This window comes from Vibrio sp. PBL-C16, from assembly GCF_034321865.1.
Lineage (GTDB): Bacteria > Pseudomonadota > Gammaproteobacteria > Enterobacterales > Vibrionaceae > Vibrio > Vibrio alginolyticus.
Genome location: NZ_JAXLNY010000001.1, coordinates 1529074 through 1542698 on the forward strand (window position 1 = coordinate 1529074; position 13625 = coordinate 1542698).

At 44.0% G+C, this 13625-nt stretch carries 10 protein-coding genes and 3 pseudogenes; 9 read left to right on the forward strand and 4 right to left on the reverse strand.

Annotated features, from left to right (window positions below; all coding sequences use genetic code 11):
• Nucleotides 1-144: 144 nt before the first annotated feature.
• The 7 genes and pseudogenes from UQW94_RS06635 to UQW94_RS06665 form a co-directional block, all read left to right on the forward strand.
• Nucleotides 145-479 (forward strand): annotated as a pseudogene (locus UQW94_RS06635) (transposase); the annotation flags it as partial.
• A 165-nt stretch (nt 480-644) separates the two neighbouring features.
• Nucleotides 645-2183 carry a hypothetical protein gene (locus tag UQW94_RS06640; RefSeq protein WP_155489403.1) on the forward strand — a complete coding sequence of 513 codons (1539 nt, stop codon included), beginning with the start codon at nt 645-647 and terminating at the stop codon, nt 2181-2183.
• Between the two features lie 122 nt (nt 2184-2305).
• Nucleotides 2306-3053: pseudogene (locus UQW94_RS06645) on the forward strand (IS5 family transposase).
• Between the two features lie 116 nt (nt 3054-3169).
• Nucleotides 3170-4570, forward strand: a pseudogene (locus tag UQW94_RS06650) (FAD-dependent oxidoreductase).
• 113 nt (nt 4571-4683) lie between these two features.
• On the forward strand, nt 4684-5808 hold the full coding sequence (locus UQW94_RS06655; protein WP_222712018.1) for a M14-type cytosolic carboxypeptidase: 1125 nt from the start codon (nt 4684-4686) through the stop codon (nt 5806-5808).
• 454 nt (nt 5809-6262) lie between these two features.
• Entirely contained in the window at nt 6263-7243 is a 981-nt protein-coding gene (locus UQW94_RS06660) for an OmpA family protein (protein ID WP_322142120.1), read from the forward strand.
• A gap of 200 nt (nt 7244-7443) precedes the next feature.
• Complete coding sequence (locus UQW94_RS06665) at nt 7444-8313, forward strand: LysR substrate-binding domain-containing protein (protein ID WP_064369425.1); 870 nt, start codon at nt 7444-7446, stop codon at nt 8311-8313.
• A 68-nt stretch (nt 8314-8381) separates the two neighbouring features.
• Here the strand turns inward: UQW94_RS06665 and UQW94_RS06670 are convergent, their stop codons facing one another.
• The gene (locus tag UQW94_RS06670; protein WP_005384388.1) at nt 8382-9257 is read right to left on the reverse strand and encodes a LysR family transcriptional regulator; all 876 of its coding nucleotides are present in this window, start codon (nt 9255-9257) and stop codon (nt 8382-8384) included.
• 248 nt (nt 9258-9505) lie between these two features.
• Between UQW94_RS06670 and UQW94_RS06675 the strand changes: the two genes are divergently transcribed.
• Complete coding sequence (locus tag UQW94_RS06675; protein ID WP_005374030.1) at nt 9506-9742, forward strand: hypothetical protein; 237 nt, start codon at nt 9506-9508, stop codon at nt 9740-9742.
• 121 nt (nt 9743-9863) lie between these two features.
• Here UQW94_RS06675 and UQW94_RS06680 read toward each other — a convergent pair whose 3' ends face one another.
• Nucleotides 9864-11234: an L-serine ammonia-lyase gene (locus UQW94_RS06680; RefSeq protein WP_017819764.1), complete on the reverse strand. Its 1371-nt coding sequence runs from the start codon at nt 11232-11234 to the stop codon at nt 9864-9866.
• Between the two features lie 131 nt (nt 11235-11365).
• On the opposite strand from UQW94_RS06680, the gene UQW94_RS06685 reads away from it, so the two are divergent.
• The gene (locus tag UQW94_RS06685) at nt 11366-12208 is read left to right on the forward strand and encodes a YdcF family protein (protein WP_322142121.1); all 843 of its coding nucleotides are present in this window, start codon (nt 11366-11368) and stop codon (nt 12206-12208) included.
• Here the strand turns inward: UQW94_RS06685 and UQW94_RS06690 are convergent.
• A complete protein-coding gene (locus UQW94_RS06690; protein ID WP_005374025.1) occupies nt 12198-12854 on the reverse strand; it encodes a hypothetical protein in 657 nt (218 codons plus the stop codon). The genes UQW94_RS06685 and UQW94_RS06690 overlap by 11 nt on opposite strands.
• 249 nt (nt 12855-13103) lie before the next feature.
• Nucleotides 13104-13370, reverse strand: a complete 267-nt coding sequence (locus UQW94_RS06695; protein WP_005374023.1) for a DUF333 domain-containing protein — start codon at nt 13368-13370, stop codon at nt 13104-13106.
• Nucleotides 13371-13625 lie beyond the last annotated feature (255 nt).

The following is a 13625-nucleotide window of genomic DNA, read 5'->3' on the forward strand; positions in this document are numbered from 1 at the left end:
ATTATTTTTGGGGAGCATTTGCTCCCCTTTTTATTATTAAATATATATTCCTGATGAATGTGTGTCTTAAATGTAATATCTCGTAAGAACCTATCTCAATAGGTGTTGCCTGAGTTAAATCAACACCTATTGAAAACACTGTAAATGAGTTCAACACAATACCTAATCTTCGATGCGCTCTGGGAAAAAATAGAGCCATTGTTGCCCGCTCACAAGACTAACCATCCTCTCGGTACGCATTGAAAACGAGTCGATAATCGTGATGCGATGAATGGCATTCTTTTTGTTCTCAGAACTAGTTGTCAATGGAATGCGCTTAACACAACGGGTATTTGTACCTCTAGCTCTGCGCATCGTAGCTTTCAATAGTGGTGAGATGCAGGCGTTTTTGAGCTATTTTGGCAAAATGGTCTGATTTACGAGGGTGTTGATTGGCGTTCTAGATCAATGGCTGCCAAACTAAAGCACCTTTTGCTGGCTATGAGCGACAATCCTTTTGATTCTTAGCACTGTTCATACCGACCACAAACCAGAATGAAACTGCTCAACTCTTTCGCTGGCTCTGTTTCGCTGATTTAACATCACCGCCTTGCCACTATTTTCTGTTATAGTGCTGATACCATAAACAACAATTACACCAGTTAATGAGAAAAATTATCTTACCGCTTGTCATGGTTGGATTTTTTGCACTTCCCACTGCGCTTAAAGCCAATACGGAAAACAATGCATGCAACGATACAACCACTGCTAAAACGCGAGCACTATTTTTAAAGCATTATCAGAAAAAAGATTACACAGCAGCCTACTACGCAGCTTATCTTTATGCTGATAGTTGCCCAGCTTTGTTTTCGGCGCATTCACCGTCAGTAGAAACACTATGGCTGCTTAGCGACTATTCTCTCGCGGCATCACGGAGCGATAATCAAAAAGCATGTGACGACATAGCCTCCCTTGTTAAGGCCGATACGTTACAGAAACATTCCCGTATCGCCCAAGCAATACAAACCAACCTTGGCCTATGTTCACTTAAGCAAACCGAATCACGGATTGATACACGGCTTACTCGCTCAAGTTGTGCTTTTGACAAAAACTTCCTTTCCGTGCCGGCATCTTGGCAAGGCAAAGTCGCAAATCATGACTCGATAGAATGTATTGGCCCCAAAACATTAACACAAGGGACATCACTAACCTTACTAAAGGCGGACACCGAAAATAAAGCAATTCGCATTCCCTTCGACGGTGTTATACCCAACGATGGCAAGACCCGTCTTCTCTTCCTTGGCGACGAACGCTCTATGATGGTTGCCTATGTCTTTAACACAGAAGGCCCCCTGCAACCCCAATCCGTTAACAAACGTACCGAATACTATTCATTACGCGCTTATCAAACCAACGAAACAACGCAACAGCAAGTCGCACAGCTCAATACCGGTATGGTACAGAGCAAAAGCGACAATGATTACTCACCGGAACACCTTACTGAGCTAGAAAAAACAATAACGACAGATTTTACCGTCGACCCATACAACTGGTGGGGACATAAAGCGCTCATCGACATCAATGAAATGGCTAGTGAGGAAAACTTCCTTGTCGCTCAATATAAGGACCGTATTGAGCTAATTTATAATCTTGGCAATGATATAAAGACGCTTGATTTGCTAACGGGTAACAAAAAGACCGTATTCACAGCACCTGAACAGGTCTATGTCCATAGTATCGAAGAATCACTGCTGTATATAAAAAACAAACAGGATGATTATTTTGAGCTAGATCTCACTGCAGCATCCCCCTCTCTGGTACAGGTTCCCTATGTGCCACCTCCGCACAAAGGACGCTATTCGTCCGTACCGCTAGTATCAGCCGACCAACAAAGTCAAATAAGCAGCGATGACGGCCAATTACTCGTTGAAAGCCCCTACCATAAAAGCATTCTGATTAATGATCACTACGAAAACTGGGTGATCAATAACCTTTCTTGGGGGGGCGATAGTTATGAAATCTATTTTGATAACTCATCAGCCTATGCCTGCATCTGGCGAGTTGATTTACTCAACCGTAAAATCGAACGAGTTATTCCGATAGAAGCTGCCGTTGAGCCCTATGGATTTCGTGTTGGCAATGTCCCTTATGTGGTGTATGTCGATCGAGACAAAGACAAACTCTATTTAGCGACCCCCATGTAATAATCAATCGTCGACTTCCCAAGTGATATCGCAGCCCTCGAGCTAAGAACCTATCTCAATAGGTGTTGCCTGAGCTAAATCAACACCTATTGAAAATACTGTAAATGAGTTCAACATAATACCTGATCTTTAATGTGCTCTGGGAAAAATTGAGCCATTGTTGCCCGTTCATAAGACTAACCATCCTTCGGTACGCATCGAAAACGAGTCGATAATAGTGATGCGATGAACGGCATTCTTTTTGTCTTTAGAACTGGTTGTCAGTGGAATGCGCTTAACGCAACGGGCATTTGTACCTCTAGCTTCGCACATCGTCGCTTTCAAGAGTGGCGAGATGCAGGCGTTTTTGAGCGATTTTGGCAAAATGGCATGATTTACGTTGGTGTTGATTGGCGCTCTATATCAATGGATGGCTGCCAAACTAAAGTGCCTTTATCTGGCTCAAAAAAACAGCAAAGAACCCAAAAACAAGGCATAAAACGCAGTTTGTTGACGGATGCGAATGGATTGCCACTTGCTGTAGTCAGCGTGGTGCCAACGTTCACGATATCAAATGGGTACTTCAAACTTTAGATGCATTAGAAAGCTATCGACCACCTTTACAAGCGCCACTGTATCTCGACAGAGGTTACATGATGAACTGGTTACTTTGAACTACATCCCTCATGTTCAATCACGAGAAGAAGAGGCAGCTAGCTTAAAACAATCGGATGATTTTAAGGCTCATAGTTGGGTAGTGGAGCGAACCCATAGCTGGTTAAACCATTATCGTAGATTGCTTGTTCGTTGGGATAAGAAATAGAAAACTACGAGGCCATGTCGCATTTTGCTTGTGGCCTCATTGTTTGGAATAAACCCCTTTTGGGATAGGATCTAAATATTTTCTAATGCTCAGCGTAAGTTTTTCTAGCTCGTTGAATATTCGGTAGGTTTGTAAAGTGGTGACAAAGCACGGTTGTGTGCGTCACTTCTACAAAGGATACCCGATGACACATCATTCATATTGGTTCAAGCAGGCAATTGAAGCTGAGCAACCAGAAACGCCACAACCGTTACAGCAGAACATTAATACTGACGTTGCGATTGTTGGTGGCGGATACACCGGACTTTGGACCGCGATTATGATTAAGCAGCAATCTCCGGAAAAAAAGGTAGTCGTGATTGAAAAAGGCCTTTGTGGCAGTGGTGCATCGGGCGCAAACGGCGGTTGTATGCTGACTTGGTCGACAAAGTTTCCGACATTGAAACGGTTATTCGGTGAAGAACATGCTGCTTGGTTGGTAAAAGAGTCGGAACAAGCAGTGCTAGAGATTGACGACTTTTGTCAGTAGCACAACATCGATGCGCAATTATCGTTGAAAGGGGTTTATTACACTGCAACCAATCAGGCTCAAACTGGGGGAATGCAGCCAGTTGTGGACGAGTTAAAGCGATTAGAAGTGAACAGTTGGCGTCGTTGCTCGGTGGAGGAACTGCGTGCCAATGCGGGATCGCCGCGCAATATAGAAGGCTTTCACTCTCCAGATGCAGCCAGCGTTCAACCTCCTTTATTGGCGAGAGGATTAAGACGCGTCGCAATGGAGTTGGGTGTTGAAATCTATGAGAATACGCCGATGACGCGTCTAGATTATGGAAAACCTGCCACTGTCTGTACACCTAAAGGAAATGTTCAAGCGCAGCAGGTGGTATTGGCATTAAATGCATGGATGGTGGAGCAGTTTAAACAGTTCAAAAACAGTATCGTGGTGGTCTCTTCCGACATGGTGATCACCAAGCCGCTTGGTGACGCACTACCTCTATCTGGTTGGCAGGCAGGTTCTAGCGTGTTGGATTCACGTATCTTCGTCCACTATTACCGAGATACGCCAGATGGCCGTTTGATGTTGGGGAAAGGCGGCAATCAGTTTTCTTTCAATAACCAAGTTGACGCAATGTTTAACAAGCCAACACGCTACCAAGGTCTACTGCGCAAGTCGTTCGATAAGTTGTTTCCTCATTTGAGAGGAGAGGAGTTTGCTTATTCATGGACGGGGGGCTCTGATCGTTCTGCTACTGGTTTCCCTTTTTTCGGCGAGCTAGATAAACAGAGCAATATCTTTTACGGATTTGGTTATTCAGGCAATGGTGTAGCGCAGACTCGAATGGGCGGAAAGATCTTATCTTCATTGATATTGGGAATCGATAACGAGTGGACGAACAGTGGTTTAGCCAAAGGACCGTTGGGGTATTTCCCTCCAGAACCGCTTCGCTGGACCGGGGCTATGATAGTGCGCAACGCGGTACGTCGAAAAGATGAAGCAGAAGATAACGAGAAAACGCCGTTTATCTGGGATAAGTGGCTAGCAAAACTCGCGGGACCAGCAGGCAAAGCGGATAAGCTTGACTAAACTGAAGACTTTAGCCACAAACGAGACAGTTTGCAGTGAAAGTCATTGGGGCGCGATGAAGCCTTGTGTTAGCCTCTGTCTTTCAAGCTCAGATTTAAAAGGTGAGTCATAAAATGAAAGTATTCAGCAACTTCGATAGCGGCAGCATTCACGTAGTGAAAGCGGACGACAAAAACGACATCCAACTCAAAATTCCTAACGACAATATGTCGGAATTCTACCAGTGGTTCCACTTCCGTCTTGAGACAGAAGCTGAGCAATCGCACACCATCAAATTGCTTGATTTGGCTAAATCGGCTTATCCAGAAGGATGGCAAGGTTACGATGTGGTTGCGTCTTACGATCGTGAAGAATGGTTCCGAGTACCGGCAGAGTTCGATGGCGACACGCTGACTTTCACTGTAATCCCTGAGCGCAGTTCAATTTACTTCGCGTACTTTGCGCCATACACGTACGATCGTCATTTAGACTTGTTACACATGGCACAAAGCACGCACCATTGCCAACTTGAAACACTAGGCCACACATTAGACGGCAACGACATGAGCTTGCTTACTTTCGGTGAGCCAGAAGAAGGTAAAAAGAAAATCTGGATGATTGCACGTCAGCACCCAGGTGAGACAATGGCGGAATGGTTCATGGAAGGTATGATCCAACGTCTGTTAGATGAAAACGACACGGTTGCGCGTGCATTGCTTGAAAAAGCGGTGCTTTACGTCGTACCAAACATGAACCCAGACGGTGGTATTCGCGGTCACTTGCGTACCAACGCAGTAGGCGTAAACCTAAATCGTGAATGGCAAACGCCATCAATGGAAAAGAGCCCAGAAGTCTACCTTGTGCGTCAGCGCATGCTGGAAACGGGTGTTGACATGTTTTTAGATATTCATGGCGATGAAGCGATTCCGTATAACTTCGTCGCTGGCTCAGAAGGTATTCCTTCTTACGATGAAAATCTTGCCGCTTTAGAGACATCATTTAAGCAAGCGTTACTGACTATTACGCCAGAGTTCCAAGATGAGATTGGTTACGATAAAGATGAGCCTGGTAAAGCGAATTTGACGGTCGGTTCAAATTGGGTTGCAGAGCAGTTCAAATGCTTGTCTTACACAATCGAAATGCCATTTAAAGATAACAACAATCACCCAGATCCACTTTACGGTTGGTCTCCTGAGCGTAGTGTTTTGTTTGGGCAAGATGTATTAGCTGCAACGTTAACCGTAGCGGATAAAATTTAGCTCGACGAGTTAACGCTTTTTCATTATTTCGAAAACAGCTCATTTAAATGAGCTGTTTTTTTGTGCTCTCCAGAACCACGCTCCCCTGTAAAAATTTGTTGCCATTCACAAGCTTAAATGATGATTCTTAAATTTGAGAAAGTGGCCTTTTATGGTGATTTGCGTCACAGAAAGTTGGCTTCTTTGTGATATTCTCCGCAACGAATTGACTATGGCTAAACCAACGCAACGAACTTTATTTTTCGGTTGGGTATGCGGATGAAGCTCATGAATAGATGGTCTTGAGGTTACCTTTTTCCGTTTTACGTCATTGGCGTTTGAATATCATTTTTGATTCTTTCCTACGCTATTTAGCTATTTCTATTCGAAGAAAAGAGAAAGTTACGGCTTCATATTTTACGGCAGTATGCTGCCGCGGTGTGTTGCTTTGTGTACAAGAAAAAGGAAAAGAATAATGAAAAAAATCGCTATAGCAGTGGCTACTGTACTTGCTGGTGGTGTGATCTCAAACGTTGCACTTGCTGACACTTACATGGGCGGTAAAGTAGGTTACAACTCTCTAAACGATGCGTGTTACCTAAACGAACCTTGTGACGACGACAGTTTTGCAGCATCTATGCACTTAGGCTACAGCTTCAACAAGTACGTTGCAGCAGAGTATGGTGTTGATTACCTTGGTGACTTCACTGCAAACTTCAAAAAGCCTGGCCTAAACACAGTTGACGGTGACCTATGGGCACTAACTCTAGCTCCTAAGTTCAACCTACCACTAACGGATTCTTGGAATCTATTCGCGAAAGTTGGTGCTGCATACATGATGGCTGGTGACGAGAAAGATTTCGTACCAACTGGCTCTCTGGGTGCTGAATACCAAATCAACTACAACTGGAGCCTACGTGCTGAATACCAACGCTACCAAGATATGTCTGATGATGTAATTGAAGACATGGATTCAGATTTCTTCGGTATCGGTTTCAACTACAAGTTTGGTTCTGAGCCAGTCGTTCAAAAAAAAGCCGTTGAAGAGGTGGTAGAAGCACGTCCTGCAACACGCATTGTAGATCACGTTTACCCTGCTCAAACAACAGCGACAGTACAATTCGACTTAGAAAGTGCAGAAGTGAAAGACGCGTCGAACCTTTCTGGTACCGTTGATTTGATGAATACTTACCCACAAGCTCAAGTTGAGATCACGGGTTACAGCGATACGACAGGTTCTGCTGCTTACAACAAGCAACTCACAGAAAAACGTGCGAAAGCCGTTGCTGACGAGTTCCAAGCAAAAGGTATTGCGGCTGAGCGTATGACAGTGAAAGGCATGGGTGAAGCTAACCCAGTAGCAAGCAACGAGACACGTCAAGGTCGTCAAATGAACCGTCGTGTTGAAGTGGTTGTTCCTGCGTTTGAATACCAAACAACTGAAAAAGCAGAATAATTCCTGCTTAAGATAAAGTTCCAAAAGCCAGCGTGTATCACGCTGGCTTTTTTAATCCCGCTTAACAAACTAAGTAGTTGTGTAGAAACATAGTTATATCGGGACGCTTTGACATATGCTCAACATACGTAAACTCAGCACCTTCATCAATTTGTCATCACCAGTTCATAGCATGACAGCTAAATGTCTGGGAGAATGATATGCAAAGTTTACCGCCGCTCAATTTGCTCCGAGCTTTTGAAGCCACGGCGCGACTACAGAGTTTTACAAAAGCCGCAGAGGAGCTAAATGTGACTCGTGCGGCCGTAAGCCAACAGGTGAAATCGCTAGAGTCACAGCTCAATGCGACGTTATTCGAGCGCAAGGGCACGCACCTTACGCTGACCTGCTCAGCACAAGAATACTGGCCTGTGGTTAATCATGTGCTTCAAACATTGTCGACCACGACGCAGCATTTATTTACTCGTCCCAAGAATACGCAAGTTAACTTACATGTCGCTCACAGCTTTTGCTCTCAGTGGTTAATGCCAAGGTTGGCTGATTTTCAGCGACAATTCCCAGACATTTCCTTTAAAATCTCGACCACTGCTAATACGGTTCCAAACGCCAGTGCGATTGCGGATATCGAAATTATTAACGGAGATGGAGATTGGCAAGAGCAAGAAGCCATACGATTAACCCAAGAAAACTGGATTGTTGTCGCAAGCCCCGGCTTTATGCATTTAAACCCGATAAATGACCTCTCGCAGTTAGCTAAAGCGCCTAAAATCTGTACTAGCGGTTATCATGAATCTTGGCAAGAGTGGCTTTCACACCAAGGTTACCAAGGGAAGGTGAGCAAAGTCGTCGCCGAGTTTGAACACTCATTGCTTGCTATTCATGCTGCGATTAATCAACTTGGCGTGTTGCTGGTAAGAGACTTTCTTGTTGAGGATGAGCTGCAACAGGGCGTATTAGTCCAGGCTGGAAATTGGCATATGCCAAGTTCTGGTGCACATTATATGATGGTTCGAGCATCCGAAAAATCACACGTAAACACCTTTGCTCAATGGTTAATACAGAGTCTTTAATGTTCGTTCAGCGAGTGAGTAGAGCGCATGTGTGGTTTAGCTATTATTAGCAGTAGCAAGTCATCAGTCTAGGACTGAGCGACATGCTTAATGACATCTAATAACCACTGATTTACCGGAGCTTGCTGTTGAGAGCGACGACAGCTCATCACGTAGCGAACATCAAGCTCTAGCCCAGCAGGAAGCGCGATACTCCGGCAACCCTTAGGAACATGTCCACTCATCGTTATGCCAAAATGATTCGTTTGCAGAAGCACTTTTTGAATCATCGCTGGATGCTCAATTTCCACTTTAGGTGTGGTTCTAAAACCCATATGTTTGAGCCTTTCCAACACTGGGTATCGGTAGTCATTCCATCCCGGCGTTTTAAAAAGTATAAAAGGGTATTCTTCTAGTTCTTGGGAGTTTTGAGCGGGATGATCTTGTCGAACAAAAAATACCGCTTTTCCTCGCCCTAGTTCGGTCTGAACAATTGACTGTGGCAGATCTTCATCGAAGTAATGAATCGCAATGGCGTTTTCACCGTCAATTAATCGTTTTTTTGCTTCGCTACCCCAGCGCAAACATGAGAATTTTGCGTTTGGGGCGTGCTTTAGTAACTCCAAGTAAAACTTGTCACCAAAGTACTCCCAAAACAATGTGTTGGCATAAATAGTGATTGAACCGTCAAAATGAGCTGGTGAAAAATGCTGTGGTTTGATGGAATCAATACTGTTGATTATTTGCTCAAAATGCGCAATGTTCGCTTCCACAAAAGCTGTTGGTTCAAAGCCATTTTTGGTCTGAACGAATAGCGGATCATTGAGCTGAGTTTTCATCTTAGTCAGATTTTTGCTGATTGCTCCTGACGTTTTACCGAGTGATTCTGCGACTAACCGGACGTTACGTAGCTCATACATCCGTTTTAATACCAAAATGTTTTGAATATCCAGATTAACGCTCATACATTCTCTCGCTTGGCTTTTGTCGACAAATCATATCGCTGAATTTCTTAAGAAAAGACAACGCTCGGTCAATTTAAGTTGCTGCCTTATCCCTGATTTATTGAAGGTAACGATAAGTTATTCTTGGTTACATCAGTTTATTAGCATGGATTTCCATTTGGTAAATAATGGCTTTCCTCGTATGAGCGCGTTTCTGTTGTTACAGTTTTTCCACCGACAGAAAGTAAGAACGATAATAGAGGTGATGTATGAAAAAACTAATCGCACTTGTTTTGATGGTTTGCTCAACAAACGTAGCATTTGCTGGCGATGGGTCATACACGGGCACGATTGATATGACGATGGCAACGAAAAATCAGGTTGACGTAGAGCGTGCAGATTCTCAATTGACGCTGAAGGGTCGCAATGAAATGGCCTATGGCGGTGTAACAATCCATTCGGATGCTGCAACTCAAAAAATTGAACTTCGTGGTCGACGTGATTAATCGAATAGTTTCTTGTTAAGAAAATGCCGCGAAGAACGCGGCATTTCTATATGTAATATCATCAGATCATAATTACCAGATAAGCGTATGGTGAGAAGCTAAGCGCAATGACCACCTGCCATTATTCGCATGGCGGTGCCATATGAATGACAGCTAAGCCCCCCAAAGAGGTTTCACGGTATTTTTTATTCATATCTTTACCAGTCTGATACATGGTTTCGATAACTTTATCTAACGAAATTAAACATTTACTTGTGCGCTTTAATGCCATACGCGATGCATTAATCGCTTTCATTGCTCCCATGGCATTTCTTTCAATACAAGGTACTTGAACCAAGCCGCCAATCGGGTCACAAGTCATACCCAATGAATGCTCCATCGCAATTTCCGCAGCAATACAAATCTGCTCGTTACTGCCCCCTCTTAGCGCTGTTAAGCCAGCGGCAGCCATGGATGAAGAAACCCCAACTTCTCCCTGACACCCCACTTCTGCACCAGAAATTGACGCGTTAGTTTTATATAAGATGCCGATAGCGCCGGCGACTGCGAGAAAGTCTTTTAGCTGTTTAACATCGAGCTCTTTGATGAAGCGATGGTAGTACATCAATACCGCCGGAATCACCCCTGCTGCACCATTCGTTGGAGAAGTGACGACTTGCCCTCCTGCTGCATTTTCTTCACTAACCGCAAAGGCGAAGAGATTGATCCAATCCATGATCTCCATCGGATCGTTTTCAACTGCAGCGTTGGCTTCGAGCTTTTTCAAAAGGTTTGGTGCTCGACGAGTGACATTTAGACCACCTTCCAAAATCCCTTCCGTATCGAAGCCACGTTGCATGCAGAGCGACATCACTTTCCAAATTTGCTCTGCTCTTTGGTTAATTTCTTCGTCTGAGCGAAATGCGAGTTCGTTTTGGAGGATCATGCCTCCCAAGCTGAAACCGTTCGTCTCGGCTTTTTCCAGCATCTCATCTGCGGATGTAAACGGAAATGGTACTGCGACCTCATCTTGTTGCGTGCCGTTCTCTAGTTCGTCGGCGGTGGCGATGAATCCGCCCCCAATGGAGTAATAAATTTCAAACGCTACTTGATCTCCAGCAGCGTCTAATGCCGTAATCGTCATGCCATTTTCATGCAGGGGAAGGTTGTCGCTATGAAAGACGATGTCATGGTCGTAGCTAAACTCAATCTGGTGTGTACCGGCGAGCATGAGCGTATTATTGTCTATGGTATTTTGTAGCGCACTTTTGGCACTGCTCATTTTGATGGTATCAGGTTTATTTCCCATCAAACCAAGGACCGTGGCTCGGTCTGTATGGTGCCCTCTACCTGTCAGTGACAATGAGCCATAAAGGTCCACTTGCACCCGATGCACTTTCGCCATAGAGTCGCTAACTAGCTGAGTGAAATGGAATCCGGCAAGCATAGGACCATTAGTGTGGGAGCTGGATGGCCCGACACCAATTTTAAATATATCGAAAATCGACAGCATAATTGACTTCCTTTAGCAGTGAACCTTTATAAAGGTCTCTAGAACAGTGTTGTTAACTAGATGTTAAAGCTTGTGGGTCGGGAGTGAAAGAAGATTTTTGTAACACTGCCAACTAAGCGCGAGATTTTAAAATGAAGTTAGACAACATCGTCATCGTTTTAGGTAAACGCCTCGTCAATAACAGGTTGACCTCTGAGGGCATAACAAGAGTCGAAGCTTTGTCTTGTAGGACTGCATCACTACCGACAGAGCGAACGGCGATTATTTTTTGTGGCGGAGTAACGCAAGGACAAAGTGTTTCTGAAGCAGAGGCGATGTACGCGTATTTTAGAACCCTAAACGCAGACTCTGTGAATCCGTTCCCTGAACGTCATATACTCTTAGAAACGGAGTCGTTGAACACGTTTCAAAACATGCGTTATGTTTCCCAAGTTTTGTGCAAAAGTGGGTTGTTCGAGTTATGGTCGGGGCATCCGGTTGAGGTTATCTTGCTGTCTAATGACTACCACCTCGAACGAATCATTGATATCCAGAATTTGATGGATGAGCAAGGCTTATTACGAGTACTTAAATCCGATTGCGAATCCATGGGGGTGACTCTCAATATTCCACTGGATATCAGCAAACATATTAGCGTGCCATACCCACATAAAGAGCTTATGGCGGAGACATTCTTGCTACTCGATGAACTCACAACCTACCGAGTTTATTTAGAAGGGGTCAAGCATGGCGCATTTTTCCGAGACTTATCAATTGTCCGAAAAAAGCCACTGATGATCGCAAGAGATGCTATTAGCAAATTGCTCTCTTTACCGCTCGATAAAGAGGCTTTGCAACATATTGAAGAAATGAAAAAGGCCGTCGAAATGACGGCCTTGGATGAATCTGTGGGTGCTGCGGAAAAGGCATTAAGTATCTTCCATCCGATACTGACTGCATTGAACCGTCGCTTTGACCCAGAGTCTATTCATTAAGCTCGCGTTTTGTGCGGACGGCGCTTAATGCGATCAAACAGTAGCAAAGCAGTTCTATACCTTCTTCTGAGATATTTTTAACATCACGGATGTAATTTTCGTCCATCACTTGTTGCCAAAAACTGCCCATACCATACAGACGAGAGAAGACTAATAATAGCATCACAGCGCCAACTAATAGCTTCATATGTGGCACTGTTAAAATAGTCGCCATTTCGTTCATGGTACCTTTACCACCTTGGTAGGCTTTGGCGCAAGCCAGTGCGGTGACAGCAAGTGCTGGGAAAACCCAAGAGCCATGATGAATCATGTCTGTCCAATAGTCCGTTTCGCGAATAATCAGTACTGCAAAAAATCCTGCAATCAAAATAGCCGCATGCTTTAGCTGAGGCTGTTGTTTCGATAAGCTGAAAAACGACCATGATGCAATAGCAAGCATCACAAGCTGGAGCGTTTCTGTAACGGAAAGCTCGCCAAGGCTTGATCCCAACACGACATAATCAAGACGAAGACTAAGGTTAACGAGAATACTTATAGCGACAATCATCAAGGCGTTTAAACTCGATTTATAAATAATGCGCTTTGATTTTTCAGTAACAACGTTGCTTGGGGCTGACTCGGCTTCTTTTACTATTTGTGTTTTCATCTTGCTCACCTGTCCCAGAAAATGTGGAAGAAATGTGAATTAGTGTGATCTGTGTTTGGAATTTTATTGTCCAAGTGGAAAGTTATGTCAGGTGAATGTCAAGAATAGAACACTGTTCGATATAGGGTCGATGTGCGGTAAAGTCAGAGATATGTAAAAACAACGTAAGAACACTTTGATAAATCAAATAAAAAAGGAGCCCAAAGGCTCCTAAGTGATAGAGGGAAGGTGACGTATCGATAAAAATAATTAGTAGTTGTCACCCTCATTTTCTTTGTGATTCTCGCGATAGTATTCCCATTGCTCGACGCGTTCATTGTCCGACAGCACACAGTAAGTGACACGTTCGCCGTTTTCCGACACGGTATCCAGCTCACCACCTTGCTGAACACAGTATACGGCTGCGGGATTTGCAACGGAGGTATACTCAGTTGATCGGGTCGCTCCCTCGTAAGTTGAACAACCAGCCAGTACCAATGTTGCAGCCATAGCCATCATTAAATTTGTCTTTTTCATTCTTTATCTCCGCATGGGGTGGGCGAGTATTGTATTGATTATAGGCAACTTTAAGAGATTATTGTCTTATCGATGTTAAAAGTAAGAGGGACGTATAAGAATTTAGATATTCTCATTTATTGCTGATTAGCACGTCACACTTCTGTTCTTGGCGTATTGTTGTGAAGGTCATATCAATCACTTCCTGACAAGCGCTCGAACGTACCTGGCCTACAACAATGATTTAAAGTGTGAAATTCGGTAATATGCGCACAA